The sequence below is a fragment of the Thermoleptolyngbya sichuanensis A183 genome, from assembly GCF_013177315.1.
Classification (GTDB): Bacteria; Cyanobacteriota; Cyanobacteriia; order Elainellales; family Elainellaceae; genus Thermoleptolyngbya; species Thermoleptolyngbya sichuanensis.
Window position 1 is genome coordinate 399122 of the sequence record NZ_CP053661.1, and the last position, 21297, is coordinate 420418.

Here is a 21297-nt window from a genome sequence, read left to right on the forward strand (position 1 = left end):
AAAGCTGGCTCTAAAGCTGCTTCTTGAGCAGCAGCGACTCCGCCATTGCTCGATCAACCGGAGACGAGAACAAATAGCCCTGGCCGTATTCACAGCCCATTGCCATCAGTTGCACCAGTTGTTCCAGCGTCTCCACGCCCTCAGCAATGACGCTCATCCGCAGGGTTTCCGCCAAGCTCAAAATGGTTTTCACGATTGCCTGACTTTCTACGCTGATGCCCGCCTGGTGAATAAAGGAGCGGTCGATCTTGACGCTGTGGATGGGCAGGCTGTGAAGCTGGCTGAGGGATAAAAAGCCCATGCCAAAGTCGTCAATGCAAAGCTGCACGCCCAGATCGGTCAATCCGTACAGGTTTTGGGCAATCGCCTCTATATCCGCTCGCAGCAGCGCCTCCGCAAACTCCAGACGCAAACAGTTGGGCCGCAACCCGGTTTCCGACAAAATTCGCCCCACCTGTCCAATCAGCTTGGGCTGGACGAACTGCTTTTCCGTCAGGTTGACGCTCATCGTCATCGACCCATCCGCCAATCCCTGCCTCTGCCACTGCTGCATTTGCTGACACGCCTGACGCAGCACCCATTCCTCCAGCATCAGAATCAGCCCCGTTTCGGTGGCAATGTCGATGAACTTGCCGGGTGGCACAAGTCCCTGGGTGGGATGCTGCCACCGCATCAGCACCTCAAACCCTCGCACCCGGCGACTTTGCAGCGCCACAATCGGCTGATAGTGCAGCTCCAGTTCCTGCTGATCTAGGGCCCGCCGCAAATCTGCTTCGAGTTGCACCTGGGTAAACACCTGGGTTTGGCGCGTGCCGTCAAACAATTCGTGGCAAGCTTTGCCCCGATGCTTAGCGCGATACATCGCAATGTCGGCATCCCGCAGCAAGTCTTCCAAGTTTTGGTAAGGCTGACCGGTTTCCCGGTGATGGCTCAGTGCAATGCCGACGCTGGCGCTAATGTGAACCTGATGCCCCTGGAGGCAAAAAGCCCAGCCGAGTTGCTCCTGAATCCTTTCTGCAACATGGATCGCGTCGTCGGCACTTTGAATGTCTTCTAGCAGGATAGCAAACTCATCGCCACCCAGTCGTGCCACGGTGTCGCCGCCCCGCACGCAGTCTTGCAGCCGCTGGCTAACCTGGATCAGCAATTGGTCGCCCAGCAAATGACCAAGGCTGTCATTCACCTGCTTGAACCGATCCAGATCGACAAACAGCACAGCAAACTGGTGCCCCGGACGGCGCGGCAGCGCATTCAGGGCGGTCTTCAGTCGGTTCATAAACAGGGCCCGGTTGGGCAGACTGGTCAACGAATCATGGAAGGCGTTGAGAAAAAGCTGCTCTTCGGACTGCTTGCGGGTGGTGATATCTTCGACAGTGCCTTCGTAATACAGCAGGTCGCCGCGACTGTTGTAGACGCAGTGGGCATTTTCCGAGATCCAGATGGGCGTGCCATCGCGCCGATAAATCAGCGATTCAAAATTGGAGACGCGCCCGTGTTCCTGCATGAGCCGGATGAATTCGCTGCGGCGGTTTGGATCGACGTAGATTTGGTGCTGAATGCTGTGGATGTTAGCGATTAGGTCTTCTGGAGACTTGAAGCCGTAGATGCGAACCAAGGCGGGGTTGACGTTGAGATAGCGTCCTTCCGGTGTGGTTTGAAAGATGCCCTCAATGGCATTTTCAAAAATGCTGCGGTAGCGGGCTTCGGCTTCTCGCAGGGCGGCTTCGGCCCGTTTGCGATCGCTAATATCTCGGCAGATACACACCAGATGGCTGTCGGCGATGCGCGTCAGGCTGATTTCCTGCGGAAACGTGGTGCCGTCTGGCCGCAGGGCGATCGCCTCACCACGCCACTGGGGCTGTCGGCTGAGGCTGGGCCAGATTTCAAGCTGAAACCGCCGCACTTCGCTGGGAATGTAGAACTGCTGCCAAGTCTGGCGGCTGAGGGTCTCATCGGGTGGATAACCAAACTGGCGCAGATAGGCCGGGTTGGCATAGCGAAAGGCTCCTTTTGCATCGAATACGGCTATTCCGTCGGCTGCTGCCTCAATCGCCGCTCGCTGCCACCACAGATCCGCCAGGTTATCCAGCGCGGCGTTGGCGCAGAGAAGTTCCCGCTGGCTATTGAGCAGGGCGATCGCCTGAGATACTTTTCCCAAAAGGGAGGATAGGTCTTGCGCCAGTGCATCGGTCTGTGTTCGGACTTGAAAGCAGTGTGCCGGGAGCCAGGTGTCGCGGAAGTGGAACTCGTCTGACTCAGGGAACGCGGACTCTGACAGCCGCTCCTGAAAATTCGATTGCCCAAATTGCATCTCAACTAGCCTCGATCCTGGGAAAAAGGAAATCACAACGGTCTGATATTGTGGAAATTTGAATCTTCTCTGAAAGCGACTCGCGTCAAAAATATTGCGAGTCGCAAAGACTGCCCCCAGAGATTCTCAATTGCAAAATCAGCAGTTTTTCTGGAAAACTTGGAAGCAATCAGAACAATACTTCAGAGCAGTCGAAATATTGCTTCCTTACTTCAGTTTTAGGAATAAAATTCTCTCTTCTCCGTCCGTTTGAAAGCCCATATCTATCGGCAACATAACGGAGCCACTCCTCCGTATTGATGCCTACGTAGCCAGATAGTTGCTTCTCTCAAAAAGTTAGAATTTTGATTAACTGATCTTCTTATTTTTGAAAAATTACATTTGAAGAATTATTCTTGAGAGATGTATATCGGACTCGAATAAGTGATTCTTTGAGCAGTCAAACGGCTAAGACTTCAAAAGGATTTCGCGCTAAATACAGCCTAGAGCGATCGCATCCGGCACGATTAACAAGGAGGATTTATTATTTTTTAAATACAGGTAAAGAGCGAAATGGACATCCTAGAAATCCTCAGACAGGACTACCGTAATTTCCCCAAATCTCAGACCTTCAGCGCCTATGCAGAGGACGTTTATTTTCGCGATCCAATGACAGAGTTTCGCGGGCGCGATCGCTACGAACGCATGATCGGCTTTATTCAGACCTGGTTCCTCGACCCCCAGCTCGATCTGCACCAGATTCAGCAAACGGGCGCAGATATCCGCACCGATTGGACGCTCAGTTGGACGACACCGCTGCCCTGGAAGCCCCGCATCGCCATCACAGGCTGGAGCGAAATGACCGTCAATGAACAGGGGCTAATCACGTCCCACATCGACTACTGGCACTGTTCGCGGCTCGACGTGCTGCGGCAGCATTTCAGCGTTCGCCAGAGATCCTCATGAACCTCTGAACAGGTCTTTAGCGGAGCATCTGGCGCGTTGACAAGGGGCGATCGCCCTACTGACCGACTCGCTCCAATCCCGCGCCAAACGCCCCATCTGCCTGCAAAACCCGATACATTAGAGGAATGTAACCATTCTTCACGAAATCGCTGGGCACTCATGCGCGTAATCTTAATGACCGGAAAGGGCGGCGTTGGCAAAACTTCGGTGGCTGCCGCAACAGGCTTGCGGTGTGCAGAACTGGGCTACCGTACCCTTGTGCTCAGCACTGATCCCGCCCACTCCCTGGCCGACAGCTTCGACATGGAACTGGGGCACGACCCGCGCCCGGTCAAGCCAAACCTCTGGGGCGCAGAGCTAGACGCGCTGATGGAGCTAGAGGGCAACTGGGGAGCCGTGAAGCGCTATATTACGCAGGTACTCCAGGCGCGGGGTCTGGAAGGCGTAGAGGCGGAAGAACTGGCGATTCTCCCTGGCATGGACGAAATCTTCAGCCTGGTGCGGATGAAGCGCCACTATGACGAAGGCGATTTCGATGTCCTGATTATCGACTCTGCACCAACGGGTACAGCCCTGCGGCTGCTGAGTCTGCCGGAGGTGGCGGGCTGGTATATGCGCCGATTCTACAAGCCCTTGCAAGCGGTGTCTGCGGCGCTGCGGCCGCTGGTAGAGCCGCTGTTTCGTCCCGTTGCGGGCTTTTCCCTGCCCAACCAGGAAGTGATGGACGCGCCCTACGAGTTTTATCAGCAGATCGAAGCCCTGGAAAAGGTGCTGACCGACAACACCCAGACCTCAGTGCGTCTGGTCACGAATCCCGAAAAGATGGTGATAAAGGAATCCCTGCGGGCCCATGCGTACCTCAGCCTCTACAACGTGGCAACCGACATGGTGGTGGCCAACCGCATCATCCCCAACGAGGTGAGCGATCCCTTCTTTCAGCGCTGGAAGGAAAATCAGCAGCAATATCGCCAGGAAATTCACGAAAACTTTCACCCACTGCCTGTGAAAGAAGTGCCGCTCTATTCTGAGGAACTTTGCGGATTGGCGGCGCTGGAGCGACTGAAGGAAACGCTCTATGCCGACGAAGACCCGGCCCAGGTCTACTACAAAGAGACGACGATGCGCGTGGTGCAGGAACAGAACCAATACAGCCTGGAGCTTTACTTACCCGGCATTCCCAAAGACAAGATCGAACTCAGCAAGTCGGCCGACGAGCTAAACGTCCGCATTGGCAACCATCGCCGAAATCTGGTGCTGCCCCAGGCATTGGCAGCGCTGCAACCCGCCGGGGCAAAGATGGAAGAGGATTACTTGAAAATTCGCTTTGCTAACTAGCCGCACCCCCCCCAGCCACGAAATAGCCCAAAATAGCCGCAAGCCACGAAATAGACCCTGTAGAGCGACAGCCACTTTACACAGCCATAGGACTTACGCAGTTGGACGATTTCTCGCGGGCTGCGCCCGCGAGAAATCGTCCAAACCCCAGAAACCTTAATTGCAAGTGCGTAAGTCCTAAGCCACTCTCCAGGGTCTAGCTTTTGGTTCAGGAACCGGGTTCAGGAACCAAGCGTCCTGGTTCCCTTGAAGCTTGCTCACATGAAGCTCGCTCACATAAACTAGCTCACATAAAAGTCCCGTGTGCCCTTGGCGCGGATAGCATCGTCGAGCCGGTTCAGCGCGTGGACGTAGGCGGCGGTGCGGAGGTCGATGTCTTGCTCTTGGGCGATCGCCCAGATATGTTCCGTCTCCTGCTTCATGGCAAACTCCAGCCGATGGTTCACCTTGTCGGCCGACCAGTAGAAGCCGTTTCGATTTTGCACCCACTCGAAGTAGCTTACCGTCACGCCGCCCGCGTTCACTAGGATATCGGGAAAGACCTGGATGCCACGATTTTCCAAAATGGCATCGGCATCAGAAGTGACAGGGCCATTGGCGACCTCAAAGATATAGCGAGCCTGGATGCGGCCGGCGTTTTCAGCGGTAATCTGATTTTCCAGTGCAGCGGGCACCAGCACGTCTACATCCAGCTCCAACAACTGCTCGTTGGTAATGGTGGAATGCTCCTGGTCGTTGCACACGCTGCCTTCACAGTAAACCGCCTTGAGCCTGCGGCTAGACTCCTTAATTTGCCGCACGCTGGGAATATCGAGTCCTTGGGAAGCGTACACCCCGCCCTGGGAATCGCTAACGGCGACCACTTTATAGCCCGCCTTATAAAGCAGTTCTGCAATGATCGACCCGGCATTGCCAAAGCCCTGCACCGCAACGGTCGTGTTTTCGGGCGATTTTCCCAGACGCGGCAAAACGGTTTGCATCACAAAGAATGCGCCCATTGCGGTGGCCGACTCGCGCCCCTGGCTGCCGCCCATCGTGATTGGCTTGCCCGTCACCACCGCAGGCGTAATCTTGCGCTGAATAATGCTGTACTGATCCATCATCCAGCCCATCACCATTGGGTTCGTGTAGACATCGGGGGCGGGGATGTCGATGTCGGGGCCAATAAAGTCGGCGATCGCATCTACATAGCCCCGCGTCAGCCGCTCCAGTTCAAACTTCGACAGTTCCTTGGGGTTGAGCGTGATGCCACCCTTTGCGCCGCCAAAGGGCAGGTTCAGCACGGCGCACTTAAAGGTCATCCAAAACGCCAGCGATTGCACTTCGTCCAGCGTCACGCCGGGGTGATAGCGCACGCCGCCTTTGGTGGGGCCACGGCTGTCGTCGTAGCGCACGCGATAGCCCTGGAAGATTCGCAGCGAACCGTCATCCATCCGCACTGGAATCGACACCACCAAGCTGGACTTGGGATAGCGCAGCCGCTCCGCCACATCCTCGTTGATCGAGACATATTTCAGCGCCTTTTCCAGTCGTCGATTGGCATCCGACAGCGTGCTGTGGGCGGCCCCATCGAGGAGACTCTTGCCTGCGCTGCCGTTGAGGGCGGCGTGAGTAGCAGAGTCTGCTGCGGCGTTGGACAGCAAGTTAACCATAAATTTCTCCTTTTGGGACGGGCAGTAAGGGATTTGAGGCGATCGCCCTGTCCGCATCTGTTTCTATAATGCCCAATAAACGGTATATTTCGCTACTTTTTAATATTTCAACAAGATTGGCGAAGTGTTTCAGGCCGCAGCCAATTTCGAGAAGACCCGACGCACATAATCCAAATCCAGGTCATTAAAATAGTCGATCGCCCAGTTGGCACGGCGCTGCATCATGTGAAACGGGTAGGTATTGGCAATGCCGACGACCTGCATTCCTGCCCGTTTCGCCGCTTCGATGCCTGCGAACGTGTCTTCAATCGCAAGACATTCTGATGGTTGCAGATTGAGTCCAGAAATGGCTTCGTTCAGCCGCTGCACCCCCAGCAAGTAGCCGTCTGGCTCTGGCTTGCTGGCGGCAATTTCGTCACCCGCCACAATGACTTTGAAATAGTCCGCCAGGTTTAGCCGGGCCAGCACCGTTTCAATTTCTGCTCGCACGGCTCCGCTGACGATCGCCATCGGCAGTTGCGCCGCTCGAATTTGAAAGATCAAATCCTCCAGTCCCGGATAGCTGGGCAGCTTTTCAATTTCCTCAATCTGCAACTGGTAATAGCGCGACTTGCGGGCTACTAGCTCATCCAGGTACGTGTCGGTGACGATGCGCCCGCGCCGCGACAGCAGTTCTCGAATGCAAGCGCGATCGCTCCGCCCCACACAGATTTCCCGATACTCCTCTGGCTTCGGGCGCAGGTTCTCTTCCACCAGCAGCTTTTCTAGCAGCCGTTGGTGCAGCGGTTCGTCGTTGATAATGACACCGTTGAAGTCGAAGAGAATCGCGCGGAGAGACATGGGCAAAGAGAGAGGAACAAAGAGGGAAGAGAGAAGAACGAAGACGGAAGAACGAAGAGGGAAGAGGTTGCGTTTTTCGTTTTTCGTTCTTCGTTTTTAGTTTTTTCCGTCACTTCTTCTCACATCATCTCATCCTCCCCTCACCGCCTCGCTGCGCCAATTCCATGCCCACTGGCGATCGCCCTCTCCTAGCGGCGTGGCAAACTCCACCGAGCGCACCTGCTGCCCTGGCAGCGGTTTTACGCCCTGCGTGATTTGGTGAATCACCCACAGGCTGTCGGTTTGCACCGCGCCAAACCCGGCCTTGCCCATCCAGGCATCGACGCTGCCTGCGGCGTAGGCTTTGATGTAGGGTTCTTCAAAAATTTCCGCGAGCCACTCGGTCTGGCGGATCACGCTCTGGTTGCCGTCTAGCACCAGCACTTGTCCGCCGACGGTCAGCAAGCGAAAGGCTTCCCGCAGGATGGTCTGGGCGACTTCGGGCGGCGTTTCGTGGAACAGTAGCGTGGCGGTAACGAGATCGAAGCTGGCATCGGGAAAGCCCGTCTGCTCAGCGTTTTGATGGACAAACTGGATATCGAGACGATTCCCGTAGGGATCGCTGCGCGAATCGCCCTTCGCTTTATCTTCTGCCACCGCCAGCATGTAGGGCGACAGATCCAGCCCGATCACCTCTGCCTGGGGGAACGCCCGCTTTAGCATCCGCGTCGAGGTGCCCGTGCCGCAGCCCAAGTCCAGAATTCGCCGGGGACTGCCCTGCACTCGCTCCAGCAGCGCCTTGCGAACCCAGGTTTCGTTCGGCGGCAGTGCGTATTGCGTAATCGGGTCGTAGGACAGCGCCGCTTCTAGGCTGAGATAGCCACCCTCGATGCTGTGAAAATTCTGGCTGCTGTAATAGCTGGGGTATTCTACCGCTGGGTTGCGGAGGCGATCGCTCTCTTGCTGCCAATCGCGACTCTGGTAATAGCGCAGAATCGCGTCCCGGTCGATCAGGAAGGTTTTGACGACCGGAGCCAGAAATCGCTCAAAAATGGTGTCATTGCGGACAGGCATAGGGCGATCGCGCCTCAAACGCGCCTCCAGGAGTTGAGTGCAGTCGTTTCGATTCTTGTTTGTAACGAATTGTTATATCAAGATTGTACCCCGATTCTACGGGTCAACAAGCAGGCTCCAGCACCCTTGCAAGCCTCTAGAACTAGCAGATTTCCTCGACCACGAAAGCACTGTAGAAAAAGGCTTTGTCTTGGCGGTGCAGGGCTTCGGCCAGTTCGGGCAGGGGGCGCAGTTGATCTGCCATCCCCTCTGGTCGGCTGCGGGGAGCCAGCATATTCCAATACACCAAGCGGCCGCCCGGTTTGCCCACTTGCGCCAGCCGATGCAGCAGGTGGTAATAGTTGGGCAGCGACAGATACTCGAAAATGTCGCTTAGGTTAAAGCGGGCGATCGCCCCGTGGGGCAGGCGCTTCAGATAATCTTCTACCGAGCAGCAGTGCCACTCCAGTCGATGCAGGTTGGCCCGAATCGTGTCAAAGTGTTCGGGCTGAAGCGCGAGGGGTAGCGCCGTCAGATGTTGACCCGTAAGAATCCATTGCAAATAGGGATTTTCAGCGGGGTCGAGCTGGGTGAGGGCGTAGCGGGTGCGGCTGAGGATGCGGCTAGCCACGTCGCCGTCTACATACTTGAAGAAGCTGGGGTCGCGCCCCATCCGCCCCATCACCAGCCGCGAAAAGAAAATCCGAAACATCAGCCGCCAGCGCCAAGTGTCCCACTCGCGCCGATAAAACCGCTCACACTGCTCCGGCGGGCCGCCCTCTAACAGCCGCATCACTTGGCGGCGCGAGTGAACCAGCGGCAGCACGCGGCGGCGAAACAGGTCAAAATAGCGCTCGAATTTGCCTGCGTGCCCGATACCCCGCTCGATCTCGGCTGGATGGGTATCCCAGAAGTAGCACACATCTGGCGAAAGCTGGCTGCGGCAGCGCTGGTAAAGTTCCGGTCGGTTGCGGCCCGGACGCGAGCCAATCAGCACCAGCAGTTCCTCATGCTCTAGCTCACGGTAGGCCGCGACCCGCAGTTCCAAACACGCCAACTGCGCCGGGCTGAGGTCGAGAGCGATGACTCGCGCCGGGTCTTGGGTAAGCATGGCCAGGGCATTGTCTCCCGCAGAGGCGATCGCCAGACAAGTGTCGCCGGGGCGGATATCCAGCGCCTCCAGCAAAATTTCGGCATCTTCCCAACACTGGGCGTAGCGGATATAGGAAAAGTCGGCCCGGCGCTGCACCTCTGAGGCAGCCTGGGGCAGGGGAGCCTGCGGTATGGATTTTCGGGGCGCATGGCCACTCAAGTCGCCCGTTGGTTCCTCGGTTTCGTCGTCTACTCTACTCAACATACACCTGCGCCCTCCTGAGACGCTTCGACGGTGGAAGCCCGCAAGATGGTTCCCGTGCTGCCGTCCATTTCCACCCAGTCGCCCGTTTGCAGCGCCGTGGTCACGCCGGGAATCGACACAATTGCTGGAATGCCCATCTCCCGCGCCACAATTGCCGCATGGGACAGCAGACTGCCCCTTTCCACCAATACGCCCGCCGCCGCCGGAAACAGCATGATCCAGCCCGGATCGGTGCGTTCGGCCACCAGGATGCTGCCCGGTTTTAGTACGGCGGTTTTGGGGTCGGTAATGACCTGCACCGGAGCGCGGACGCGGCCAGGGCAGCAGCCCAACCCTTGCAGGGTGCTGGCGTTTTGCGGCATTTGGGAACTGGCGGGTTGGGGAGTTGGCAACTGGAGGCGATCGCCCGGTGGGGGCAATTCTCGATAGCGGTCGAATTCGGCGCGACGGACATGCACCAGTCCCTTCAGGTCGTGGCAGGTGGCCGTGCCGTCGAGCTTGCCCAAGAGTTCCTCTAGCTCTAGATAAAAGACATCGCGGGGATCATCCAGCCAGCCCTCGGCATAAAAGCGGCGACCCAGTTCCACGGCGATGCGCCGCACCCGCCCAAACACGCGAGTCCGCTCGAAGCGCAAATTTTCGCGATCGCGCACCCGTGCCCTCGCGTTCTGAAGCACCCAGTTGAACAGGAACCGCCTCAGGGGAGCAGCCCGGAGGGACTGCTGCACCTGAGCTTCGGCGCGATGGCGCAGGGAGGGCTGGGGGACTGGGGCGATTGGCTCCATGCCGCCCTCCATGCCGCCGGATGCTTGCCCCCTGACGGCTGCCAAACTGCCCACAGAGCGCAGGAGCATCAGCGGATCGTCCTGCAATGTGGGGCTTTCAAGCTTTAGTTCTTCTAGGCAGCGATCGCCAAATTTGGCCAAGTAATCCTCATATTGCGCCTGAAATGCAGGAAAGGCAGAGAGCTTGGCGCGAATGTCCCAGAGGGAACCCCGTTGCAGCAACTCGACAAGGGCAGGCGACTGGGCAGCGGTGTGGGCCATCTGCTGAATGCGGCGGGCGGGTTCGGCGCTGATCATGCCGCCTTCGCCGCTGATCAGGTCGTTTTGCAGGGTTCCGGCAGCGTCGCCACACCAAGCGGCGGTGAGCTTTCGCAGCACGCCGTAAAAGATCATGGCGAAGAAGTCGTTCACAAGGGGCGCATCCCAGCGGGTCAAAAGCTGGCGCTCTAGATCGTAGTAATGGGCGACGAGTTCTTCGGCACTGCGAGTGTCTAGCGAGGCAGCGGGCAGGCTGAGGGCCGCATCCAGACGAGCATAAAATCGGCGAATCTGATCCGGTAAGGTTAGATAATTTTTCACCAGACCCAGCAGCGTTTTGACCAGACGCAGGCTATCGCGAATCTTATCCTGGGCAGTGGCCTGCTGGAGCGTGGCGAGGACATCGGCAGGAAGCTCCTCCTTCACGCCCATCATCTGTTCCATAAAGCGGCGATTTACCTGGAATCCGGGCAGCAGCGCCAGCACGCGATACCAGTTCAGCAAGTTGTAGTAAATCCGCCCCTGCACCAGCCCCAGCAGACAGCGGAAGGTGGAGTCCTGCTGGGCGATCGCCCCTTCCGCAACGCCCATCATCCGGCAAAATTCTCGATACACCGCTTCGTAGGCGCGGCGGGCAAAGGAAAAGGTGAGCGGCGTGGTGATGCCACCGTAGCTCTCAGCAATGTTGCTGTTGTCCCAGATGACCAAGCGGCTGTCGGGGTCGGGCTGGCCGCGCAGGGTAGTGATGGGGCGCGATTGCAGGAGGTAAAGCCGGCCCTGGGCGATCGCCCATTCGATATCCTGCGGGCAGGCAAAGTGGCGCTCGGCGCAGCGGGCAAGCTGGGCAATGTCGCGCACCTGCGCCAGAGTCAGCACTGGGTTTGCGGGGTCTTGCGGTTGCGCGGAGAGAATTTCGCCGCCCCGATTCACCGTCCAGGTGTCTGCATCCGACTCGCCAGAGACGAGGGTTTCGCCCACGCCCCGCACCGCCGACACCACCGCCACGCCCCGCTGATGGGTAATCGGGTTGGCGCTGAACGCCACGCCAGCCAGCTCTGCACTCACCATGCGCTGCACCAGCACGGCCGGCGGTGGGGGCGGTTCCGTTAGCCCATGCTCGCGGCGATAGGCGAGCAGGCGATCGCTCGTCGCCGATTGCCACACCTGCACAATGCGATCGCCCACTTGCTCCGGCGGCACAAACAAATAGCTCTCTAGCTGCCCCGCAAACGACAGCGTTGCGCCATCCTCCTCCACCGCCGATGAGCGCACGGCGACGAGTTCCCCCTGGGGACACAAGCGGGCGATCGCCGCCCCCAGTTCTGCCCTCACCGCCTCGGTCAGCGCGACTCCCTGCCCTGCGGTGAACGCTTCCGGCGACACCACAAACCAGTCGGGAATCGGAAACTCGCCCGTTGCGGAATGCTGCAAATCGTAGAGCGATCGCGCCTTGCCGCCGAGTTGATCAGGCGGGAGGTCGGGGTCAGCAGAAAAGAGGATAAAAGACATAAGGGAGAGGGAGAGGGAGAGGGAAAAATGGAATAAAGAAAAACGAAAAAGGAAAAATGGATCTTCGCTCTTCATTCTTCATTCTTCGCTTTTCTCTCTTCGTTCTTCGTTCTTCGTTCTTCATTCTTCTCTCTTCGTTCTTCATTCTTCTCTCTTTCCCCCTCCAACACTCCCTACCTGACCCAGAACGGCACCAGGCCCAGAATCAGGCACACGCCCAGCACCCAAAAGCCCGTCACGCCCTGAAAGGCATCGGCCCAGGCGGGAACAGGGCGGGCAAGGAAGCGCCAGGAAGCGACCATCGCCAGGGTGAGCAGGGGCAGCACGGCCAGAACCCCCAGGGGCAGGATGCCGACGGCGCGGGCGGCCATGAGCGTGGCGATCGCCATCAGCCAGATCACCGTCAACCATGCGATCGCGGCTCGCTGCACCCCCCACAGCGCCGTGTAGGTTTCCACACCAGGTTCCTCGTCCTGGGGAGCGCGAATTTTGCGGCCGATTTCGATGGACAGACTAATGAAATAGCTGACCCCGCAAAACCAGAGCATTCGCCAGTCGGGCAGAGCCTGGGCGATCGCCCAGTCACACGCCATTGCAAACCCCGCCATCAGCGGCAAAATCACCGCGTGGGATAGCAGATACACTACAGGACGCGCCTTGAGCCAGCGCGGGGCAAAAAACTCGCGGGTCATCAGCCCCAGATATGCCCACACCAGTCCTAGCATTCCCACCAGCGATCGCCCGACTGCAAGTGACAGTCCCAATTGCAGCACACCTGCGGCGATCGCCACCCAACCCAACTCCGTCAGCGTCACCAAACCGCGCGGCACGGGGCGATAGGGGCGAAACTGGCGATCGGTGTCAGCATCTTTGAACTCATCCGCAACGCGCAATTGCAGGAAAAACAGAAACAGACAAGGGAAGGCGATCGCCCATGCACCCACTGGAAACGCCGCCGCGCCCCGCACCAGCGCCCCATAGCCCACCGCCCCCGCCGCAAACGCCGCAATCAGCAGCCCGTTGGTCAGTAGGGGAAAGCGTTCTTTTTGGTAAGTCCACCAGCGGTTCATGGCAAAACAGGCTCATCAAAACAAACTCAACTGCTGCGGTTCTTCGGGGGGTTGGGCGATCGCATCCCAGGGCAAAGGGGGCACCGGTGCGCCCGCCTGCTCTAGCCAGTATTGAAACTGTCTGGCATTGCGGGGAGAATGTTCCTCCACGGGGCAATGGATAAATAAGTAAACTCGCTTGTCGGCTTGCAGCCATTCGGTGATTTGCCGTGCCCAGTCCTGAAAGTAAGGTTCGTTGAAGTCGAGGCTGGGATGGCTAATGTAGCGAATCAGCGCCGTGTCGGTGGTGAGGGTTTTGTGGAGCGGAACACGGGGCTTTTTGCGCTCCGACCGGATCTGGGGGTCGTCGGGGCAGTCGTAAATCGGGCGCGTGTCGAGTAAGACGCGGCTCGTGTGGTAGCCTGCCAGCAGATACGTTAGCTCGATGGTATTGACCTCTCGAAACCAGTCCAAATGCCGGACTTCAACGGCCAGCTCGGCGCGGTCGTGGGGCCAGCCCGCCAGAAATGCCCGCAGGTCGTCTTGCTGGGCAGGGCCATAGCTGGGCGGAAGCTGGAGAAACATCGGGCCGAGGCGATCGCCCAGTCCTGCCATGCGATCCAAAAAGGCGATCGCCGCTGGCAGTTGCGGAGCCAGCAAGCCCTGATGCGACACATCGCGCGGCAGCTTAGGGCAAAAGTGAAACCCCGCAGGCGTGTCCATCACCCAACGCTGCACGGTCTGCTCGTCGGGCGTGGAATAAAAGGTGGTGTTGCCTTCCACGGTTGTAAACCGCTGCCCATAAAGCCGCAGAAAATCCGCCGACCGACTCCCGCTGGGATACAATCCGCCCACCCAGGCTTTATATGCCCAAATCGCGCAGCCAATCCGAAACATAGCGAAACCGCAGGGGTTGCGAGTAGGTTAAGTATTCAAGAACAGTATTCAAGAATAAAACGGCCCTCTGCTTTTTAACGCTAACATCTGATTCAGACGGAATGAGCGATCGCCCTTCTTTCAATCGCTATATCCTTGGCGCAGCCTTTTGGCGATCGCCCTCATTTTGCAGCACCAACACTTCTGGGCGATCGCCCCCATTGATTTTGACTGATTTTGATTTTGACTGATTTTGACCCCGGACTGCGAAATGTTCGTCCACAAGGGCTTTGTGAGGTTCATCCTCCACGATTGGCTCAGTGCCACAAACGGCTCTGGAAGTCTTTCAACTCCGGATCTGAATGGGCATCACCAGATAGGTCATTTTCAGTCCACCCAGCGGCGTTAGAATTGCCGGACTCGTCGCCGTGTTGCACTGCATCTGCACCTCACTCGTGTTCAGCGCCTTCAGCCCTTCCAGCAGATAGCGGACGTTGAAGGCAATATCTAAACTATCGCCAGAGATCTGGGCCGGAAGCGCCTCGCGACCGCTACCCACGTCTGGCGCATCGACAGAAATCACCACTTCTTGCCCCGCAGTATCCAGGCTAAATTTCACGATGTTGTTTTTCTTGTCGGCCAGTACAGAAATACGCTCCAGCGCCCCAATCAGCAGCTTGCGCTCGACGGTCATCTGGCGCGAAAACTGACGAGGAATCAACTGGCGATAGTTGGGATACTGCCCTTCCAGCAGGCGACTGGTGAGGCGCTGATTGTCCCATTGAAACAGCAGTTGTCCCTGGTCAAATCGGAGGGCGATCGCCTCTCCTGCTGGGTGCAGTTGCAGCATCCGCTCCAGTTCCCGCAGTGCCTTGCCAGGAACCGTGACATCAAACGCCGTTTCAGCCCCACCATCTGCGGCCCCGTCTGCTGCGTCCGACTTCACGGTATTCACCACCGATAGCCGGTGTCCATCCGTCGCCGCAAACTCCATCTCATCAGCGGCTACTGCGATATGCACCCCCGTCAGCACTTGCTTGGTTTCATCTGTGCTAGCCGCAAACAGCGCCCCCCGCAGCCCATCGATCAATTGCTCCACCGGCAAATAGACCGCTTCCCCTGACTCCACCGTCGGCAATTCTGGATATTCGGTCGCGTCGAGGCCCTGCACCTGGTAGCGGCCCAGCGCCGAAGTCAGTGTGGCAAGGCTGCTGTCTGCCTCTGTACTGAGGGTGATTTCCTCATTGGGCAGGCGCGATACGATATCGCTCAGCAGCTTGGCGGGTAGCGTCAGCAGGCCCCCCTCTTCCACCTGCGCCGAAAAGCTCGTCTGCACCCCCAGGCTCAGGTCAAACCCTGTCAGGCTGATTTCCTGCTTGTCTTCGTCCGCGTGCATCAGCACGTTTGCTAGCACCGGATGACTCGGATTTGAGGGCACAGCACGGCTCACCAACGACAAGTGGGCATTGAGTTCGCTCTGTGGGCAGATAAGTTTCATGGCGGGAACAAAAAAGAACTCAGCAGGCAGGTTTGCGGAGCAGTGAACTGGGGAACCCTTTGGGAACCTTATAGCTAAAGCAGCTAAAGCGCCAATCGATAGCCGATCTCCAAAAGGGCTGGAACGTCATCCTAGCACCGTTGCCCGTCAGGTTTAAACTGGGCAAACAGGTGTGCAAACAGGCTCTCTTTTTGAGCGGGTTCGGAAAATTCTTTAAAGATAGAGAGGATAGTAGTAGAGGCTGTGGAAAGTGTGGAAAAAATTGGGGATCACAGGCCGACTCGTGATCAGAATCTGATCTCACCTGTGGAAAACTTGTGGAAAACGCCAGTCTTTTTCCACAGCATCCTTGAGATTCCCAGACTTTTCCACGATCGAAACCCGCTTTCCACGATCGTTTCAACAGGTTTTCCACAGAAATCCACAGGTTTTCCACAGGGTGAGGGTGGTAAGTTTTTTCCTTTCTTTAGAATCCTTTTAAGCACGGTTGGAAAACTTTGAAAAAATTGACCTGCTTCAGGGAAACCTGATTTTAGAGTATTGGAGGTATTCCAAGCCGGATACTAGTGGCATAAGGGTGTAAGCATTAGGGGTAGGTGTTGTCCGCTGGGCTCGACCCGCGATCAGGACTTGATTTCCCTCGACGCGACTGAACAGAGACGCGACTGAACAGATTTACATGACGACCGCATCCTGGAACCTAAGCCGTGTCAGACTTGCCTGAGCCTATTTCTACGTCTCGGTTGCATCCAGATGCCGACGGACTGTCTGATTTGGGTGCGGCTTCCGATGCCGTGCTGCGGGAGCAGGAGCAGTTTCTCCGCAGTATCTACGAGGGTGTGAACTTCTCGGTGTTTGTGTGCGACGTGCGGGAGAATGGCGACCTGTACGTGGCAGGGTGGAACCCCATCAGCGAGATGGATGTGGGCAAGCGCTCGGCGGATGTGGTTGGCAAGACGCTAGAAGAAGTGTTTGGCCCGGAGCAGGGTGGCGCGATCGCCCAGCGGTTTCGCACCTGCGTTGAACGAGCAGATGTATACACCTATGAGGAACTGCGGGTCTTTCAAGGGAAGGAACGCTGGTTTTTGACGACGCTGAATCCGCTGAAGGATTGCAAGGGGCGGGTGTATCGACTGGTGGGCACGGCGATGGATATCACCGATCGCCGTTTGGCTGAGGCGGCGCAGCGGGAGAGCGAGGAGCGGTTTCGACTGGTGGCTGAGCGCACGGGCCAGTTGATTTATGATTGCGATTTTCAGACGGGGCAGATTCTCTGGGCGGGGGCGATCGCCAGCATGACCGGGCACAGCCCCGAAGCGTTTCACCAATTTGGCTTTGAAGGCTGGAAAGAGCGGGTGCATCCTGAGGATTTGCCGGATGTGATGTCGCGGCTAGAGCGATCGCTGCAACTGCGGCTGCCCTATCAGGTGGAGGAATATCGCTTTCGCAAAGCAGACGGCAGCTATATCTACGTGCAGGACAGCGGCGCGTTTGTGGAAAACGAGGCGGGCGAGGTCTATCGCATGGTGGGCACCATTAGCGATATCACCGAGCGCAAGCAGGCCCAGGTGAAACTGCAACAGTCGGAAACCGAACTGCGGCAAAAGACGCAGGATTTGCAAGAAACGCTGATCGAGCTACAGCGCACCCAGAGCCAGATGATTCAAAACGAAAAAATGTCGAGTCTGGGGCAGCTCGTGGCGGGGGTGGCGCATGAAATCAACAACCCGGTGAACTTTATCTATGGCAACCTCACCTACGCCAGCCAATACATCCGGGAACTGCTAGACATTATCCATCTCTATCAGCAACACTATCCCGAACCACATTCCACGATCCAGGAACGTGCAGAAAAGGTGGATCTGGATTTTCTGATGCAGGATTTGCCGAAGCTGCTGGCCTCGATGAAGGTGGGGGCGGATCGCATTCAAAAGATTGTCGCGTCTCTGCGGACGTTTTCCCGCATGGACGAAGCCGAGATGAAGGTGGTGGACTTGCATGAGGGGATTGATAGTACGCTGATGATTTTGCAGCATCGGCTGAAGCCGCGCCCTGTGCCAGGAACCAAGGGGGAAGAGTGTGTGGCGATCGCCATTGAAAAAGACTATGGCGACCTGCCAGAAATTGAGTGCTACGCGGGTCAGATCAATCAGGTCTTTATGAACCTGCTGAGCAACGCGATGGATGCCCTGGAAGAAGAACTGGAGCGGCGACCGGGGTTTGAGCCGAAAATTTTGATTCGGACGCAGCGGGTGGGCGCAGATCGGGTGTGTGTGGCGATCGCCGACAATGGCCCCGGCATTCCGCCAGCCGTTCAGCAGCGGCTATTTGACCCGTTTTTTACCACAAAGCCCGTCGGTAAAGGAACGGGGCTGGGGCTGGCGATCAGCTATCAGGTGGTGGTCGAAAAGCATGGCGGCGATCTGCGCTGCCTCTCTGCCCCCGGCGAGGGCACCACGTTTGAAATTGAGATTCCCCTCGTTTCGGGGCAAACTCCAGAGTCTACCCAAAATTCGGCCCCCCCGGTAAACTAGGGAAGGGAAATATTACGTCTTGCTTAACGTAGAGCTTAATCGCGAGTTTTATGCTGATGACTGCCTCTTTCGCACCGATGGCGATGGCTGCTGCGCCCACGATCGCCCCCGATAAGACAAGTCAGACAGTCCGCAAACCCTACCCAAATTACAAAGTCATTGTGCTAAACGACGACTTCAATACGTTCCAGCATGTGGCCGAATGCCTGATGAAGTACATTCCGGGCATGTCGGGCGATCGCGCTTGGGATTTGACCAATCAGGTTCACTATGAAGGGCAGGCTACGGTCTGGGTGGGCCCGCAAGAGCAAGCCGAACTCTATCACCAGCAGCTTCGCCGCGAAGGGCTGACGATGGCTCCCCTGGAAGCCGTGTAGGTGGTGGGATGCCTGTGGAATGCCTGTGGAATGCCCGTAAGACGACGGGTGAGTGCCGGGATACCCGGCCCCGGCTGGTTGCTCCTTCTGCAATAAACCTGTAACTCCATAGAGGGTGTTTGAAAAGGTATCGACTGTAATGTTAGGCACTCAGAGATCCCCCCTTAGCCCCCCTTTTCAAGCGGGGAACCGCCTTAAAGTGCCCCTTTTTAAGGGGGGTTTAGGGGGATGTTGCACGCTTTGCTACAAACAGTAGGACTTTTCAAACATCCTCTTAGGGCAATTCCCTAGAGCAATTCCTCAGGGCAATTCCTCAGCGTGGCCACCGTCTTCCCCTAAAATGCTATTCGGGGAGCGGGTGTTGGGTCAATGCATCCTGTAATCCGCTTTCATGCAGGGAAAGAGTAAACGTGAGAACCGAAAGCAAGCCTGTTAACCTGTATTAGGCTGGCTCTCCGTTCTGGTTTCTATTTCGTTAGCAAGGTGGGGCGATCGCCCTACCCTCTGACCCCTGCAACAACTGAACCCTTGCGCTGGAGAAAGAACAGTGGATTTATCGCGTATTCCCCCTCAGCCAAAGCCCGGCCTGATCAACGTGCTGATCGAGATTCCGGCGGGCAGCAAAAACAAGTACGAGTTTGACAAAGATCTGAACGCCTTCGCGCTGGATCGGGTGCTGTACGCCTCGGTGCATTATCCCTATGACTATGGCTTTGTGCCCAACACGCTGGCGGATGATGGCGACCCGCTCGACGGCATGGTGATTATGGATCAGCCCACTTTTCCCGGTTGCGTAATTGCGGCGCGGCCGATTGGGATGCTGGAAATGGTGGATGGGGGCGATCGCGACGAGAAGATCCTCTGTGTGCCCGACAAAGATCCCCGCTACGCAGGGGTCAAGTCCCTGGCAGACCTAGCTCCCCACCGCCTAGACGAAATCGCCGAGTTCTTCCGCACCTACAAGAACCTGGAGAAAAAGGTGACGGAAATTTTGGGCTGGAAGGATGTTGATCAGGTGTTGCCGCTGGTGGAACAGTGCGTCGCAGCTTATAAGTAGCCTGAAGACGATTCACTAGACGATTCACTAAATGACCCACTAGACGACTCATTGAGGGATAGTCCGGGGCGATCGCCCTTGTGCGCCAATCTCATGCAGCAACCCGTTTGGAGTTCATACTCTGGGCGGGTTTTGCCTGTGGGGGGGCACCCACGCTGAACCCGGTTTGCAACGCCTGATTGCGTCAATCATCTGCAAGTGTTATAATCTGTTCCCCAAGACTGAACCCTTGCCCCCACCTAAATATACTTATACTCATGACCTCCAACCGCTTTTCCCGCACCACACGCCGCCGCTTTTTGCAATTTTCTGCTGCTGCCGTTTCGGGTGTGGCTCTGAGCAACTGCGGCCGCAGCCCGTCGGAGTCTGGTGCAGCGCCCGGAGCCGCACCAGACTCCGACAGCAGCCCCGCCACCACGGCCGCTGGTTCGCTGTACCTCTACACCTGGGCAGACTATTCTAGCCCCGCGCTCTACCAGCGGTTTCAGGAGAAAACGGGTATTGAGGTGATTGCCGATGTGTATGACGGCAACGAAGTCATGCTGGCCAAGATGCAGGCAGGCGGCGGCAACCAGTACAGCATTCTGTATCCGTCGGACTATATGGTGCGGCAGATGATCGAGTTGGAGATGCTGACCAAGATTGATCAGTCGCGGTTGCCGGGGCTGGCAAACTTGCGCGATCGCTGGCAAGACCCGCTCTACGATTCCAAAAACGCGCACAGCGTCCCCGTTAGTTGGGGCACGACCGGATTGATCTACAACAGTAACGTACTCAATCCGGGCCCCGAAGATTGGGACTATCTCTGGGAAAATAAGGATAAGCTAGCCCGCAAGATGACGCTGCTCGATGACCCCCGCGAAACGATGGGCGCAGTGCTGAAGTCTCTGGGGCATTCCTACAATTCCACCAATCCCGCTGAGCTACAGGAAGCCTACCAAAAGCTGCGGGAGCTAAAGCCTGCGGTGCGGGCGTTCGAGTCCTTTGGGTGGGAAGATCGGCTGATCGCGGGCGATCTGGTGCTGTGCATGACCTACTCGATTTTGGGCAATGCGCTGCCCGCAGAACATCCCGAACTGAAATACGTGATTCCCAAGAGCGGCACCTCAGTTTGGACTGATACGATGGTGATTCCTACGACTGCGCCGAATGTGGACGCGGCCTACGAGTGGATGAACTTCATGCTCGACCCCGAAACGGCTGCTTTTGCATCCAGCGAACTGAAGTTTGCCACGCCCAACCAAAAGGCGTTTGACCTGCTGCCTGCGGAACTTCGGTCTAATACGAACTTGTACCCTGACGATGCGATGATGGCCACGTTTGAGGGCATTAAGGATTTGGGTGCAGACAATGAGCAGTATGACAAGCTGTGGACTCAGTTGAAAGCAGGTTAGGGTTCAGTTCAGGCTTTGGGTGCAATATGACGTGCCCAAAGCCTGAACCTTTCTCCTGAATTTTTCTATAGCCGATAGCGCTCTTCCAGCCAGACGCGCACTTCGGCTTCCGAGGCAAAGGTGGCGGAGCGGTTGCTGGTGGGATCGTAGACATGCCAGACGATGTTGCCAGCGCGATCGCCCGTTTGCCAGACGCGGGGTTCGGGTTCGCTGCCAAAGCGGTTGAGGACTGCTTCGATGCGCTTGCTCAGGGCCTGCATTTTCTGCAACCGGGTCTTTGTGGTGAGGCGTTCCAGGCTATCGAGGCTGCTGAGGCTGTCGATATTAATCAGATCCAGGCAGGGCTGATTCAAGGATTCGGATGGGCTACGCATGGCGGATTCTCCAAGGGGGATAGTGGGTTGGGAAGGGTTCTCTAGATAGCGAATGCTCCCACTCTAGGCAGCGCGACTTGGAGAATCAAAAGTTTATATGAATCCAATTCATGA

At 57.1% G+C, this 21297-nt stretch carries 17 protein-coding genes; 7 read left to right on the top strand and 10 right to left on the bottom strand.

Annotated elements, in window-relative coordinates:
- Window positions 1–10: 10 nt before the first annotated feature.
- Window positions 11–2311: a putative bifunctional diguanylate cyclase/phosphodiesterase gene (locus HPC62_RS01800; RefSeq protein WP_172353490.1), complete on the bottom strand. Its 2301-nt coding sequence runs from the start codon at window positions 2309–2311 to the stop codon at window positions 11–13.
- A 552-nt stretch (window positions 2312–2863) separates the two neighbouring features.
- Here HPC62_RS01800 and HPC62_RS01805 point away from each other — a divergent pair.
- Together HPC62_RS01805 and HPC62_RS01810 are read left to right on the top strand one after the other, a co-directional pair.
- Entirely contained in the window at window positions 2864–3256 is a 393-nt protein-coding gene (locus HPC62_RS01805; RefSeq protein WP_172353491.1) for a DUF2358 domain-containing protein, read from the top strand.
- A gap of 159 nt (window positions 3257–3415) precedes the next feature.
- Window positions 3416–4591, top strand: coding sequence for a TRC40/GET3/ArsA family transport-energizing ATPase (locus HPC62_RS01810; protein ID WP_172353492.1), 1176 nt, complete (start codon window positions 3416–3418; stop codon window positions 4589–4591).
- Window positions 4592–4872: 281 nt separating this feature from the next.
- On the opposite strand, the gene HPC62_RS01815 is transcribed toward HPC62_RS01810, so the two are convergent.
- The 7 genes from HPC62_RS01815 to HPC62_RS01845 all read right to left on the bottom strand — a co-directional run bounded on the left by HPC62_RS01815 (window position 4873) and on the right by HPC62_RS01845 (window position 13970).
- Window positions 4873–6243 carry a Glu/Leu/Phe/Val family dehydrogenase gene (locus HPC62_RS01815; RefSeq protein WP_172353493.1) on the bottom strand — a complete coding sequence of 457 codons (1371 nt, stop codon included), beginning with the start codon at window positions 6241–6243 and terminating at the stop codon, window positions 4873–4875.
- 129 nt (window positions 6244–6372) lie between these two features.
- The gene (locus HPC62_RS01820; RefSeq protein ID WP_172353494.1) at window positions 6373–7083 is read right to left on the bottom strand and encodes an HAD family hydrolase; all 711 of its coding nucleotides are present in this window, start codon (window positions 7081–7083) and stop codon (window positions 6373–6375) included.
- A gap of 129 nt (window positions 7084–7212) precedes the next feature.
- Window positions 7213–8136: a class I SAM-dependent methyltransferase gene (locus HPC62_RS01825; protein ID WP_172353495.1), complete on the bottom strand. Its 924-nt coding sequence runs from the start codon at window positions 8134–8136 to the stop codon at window positions 7213–7215.
- A gap of 142 nt (window positions 8137–8278) precedes the next feature.
- Window positions 8279–9472, bottom strand: coding sequence for a DUF3419 family protein (locus HPC62_RS01830; RefSeq protein ID WP_172353496.1), 1194 nt, complete (start codon window positions 9470–9472; stop codon window positions 8279–8281).
- Window positions 9466–12024 carry a PEP/pyruvate-binding domain-containing protein gene (locus HPC62_RS01835; protein ID WP_172353497.1) on the bottom strand — a complete coding sequence of 853 codons (2559 nt, stop codon included), beginning with the start codon at window positions 12022–12024 and terminating at the stop codon, window positions 9466–9468. Before HPC62_RS01835 ends, HPC62_RS01830 begins: the two co-directional genes overlap by 7 nt.
- Before the next feature lie 173 nt (window positions 12025–12197).
- Entirely contained in the window at window positions 12198–13094 is an 897-nt protein-coding gene (locus tag HPC62_RS01840; RefSeq protein ID WP_172353498.1) for a UbiA family prenyltransferase, read from the bottom strand.
- Window positions 13095–13109: 15 nt separating this feature from the next.
- Window positions 13110–13970 carry a DUF72 domain-containing protein gene (locus HPC62_RS01845; protein ID WP_172353499.1) on the bottom strand — a complete coding sequence of 287 codons (861 nt, stop codon included), beginning with the start codon at window positions 13968–13970 and terminating at the stop codon, window positions 13110–13112.
- Between the two features lie 101 nt (window positions 13971–14071).
- Here HPC62_RS01845 and HPC62_RS23815 point away from each other — a divergent pair, with 101 nt between their 5' ends.
- Window positions 14072–14200, top strand: coding sequence for a hypothetical protein (locus tag HPC62_RS23815; RefSeq protein WP_255548846.1), 129 nt, complete (start codon window positions 14072–14074; stop codon window positions 14198–14200).
- 95 nt (window positions 14201–14295) lie between these two features.
- On the opposite strand, the gene dnaN is transcribed toward HPC62_RS23815, so the two are convergent.
- Window positions 14296–15447: a DNA polymerase III subunit beta gene (dnaN, locus tag HPC62_RS01850; protein WP_172353500.1), complete on the bottom strand. Its 1152-nt coding sequence runs from the start codon at window positions 15445–15447 to the stop codon at window positions 14296–14298.
- 707 nt (window positions 15448–16154) lie between these two features.
- Here dnaN and HPC62_RS01855 point away from each other — a divergent pair.
- The 4 genes from HPC62_RS01855 to HPC62_RS01870 all read left to right on the top strand — a co-directional run bounded on the left by HPC62_RS01855 (window position 16155) and on the right by HPC62_RS01870 (window position 20809).
- Complete coding sequence (locus HPC62_RS01855; RefSeq protein WP_172353501.1) at window positions 16155–17981, top strand: PAS domain-containing sensor histidine kinase; 1827 nt, start codon at window positions 16155–16157, stop codon at window positions 17979–17981.
- A 56-nt stretch (window positions 17982–18037) separates the two neighbouring features.
- The gene (gene clpS, locus HPC62_RS01860; RefSeq protein ID WP_172353502.1) at window positions 18038–18358 is read left to right on the top strand and encodes an ATP-dependent Clp protease adapter ClpS; all 321 of its coding nucleotides are present in this window, start codon (window positions 18038–18040) and stop codon (window positions 18356–18358) included.
- Between the two features lie 547 nt (window positions 18359–18905).
- Window positions 18906–19415: an inorganic diphosphatase gene (locus HPC62_RS01865; protein ID WP_172353503.1), complete on the top strand. Its 510-nt coding sequence runs from the start codon at window positions 18906–18908 to the stop codon at window positions 19413–19415.
- Between the two features lie 257 nt (window positions 19416–19672).
- Window positions 19673–20809: an ABC transporter substrate-binding protein gene (locus tag HPC62_RS01870; RefSeq protein ID WP_172353504.1), complete on the top strand. Its 1137-nt coding sequence runs from the start codon at window positions 19673–19675 to the stop codon at window positions 20807–20809.
- A 65-nt stretch (window positions 20810–20874) separates the two neighbouring features.
- On the opposite strand, the gene HPC62_RS01875 is transcribed toward HPC62_RS01870, so the two are convergent.
- Window positions 20875–21183: a hypothetical protein gene (locus tag HPC62_RS01875; protein WP_172353505.1), complete on the bottom strand. Its 309-nt coding sequence runs from the start codon at window positions 21181–21183 to the stop codon at window positions 20875–20877.
- Between the last annotated feature and the right edge of the window lie 114 nt (window positions 21184–21297).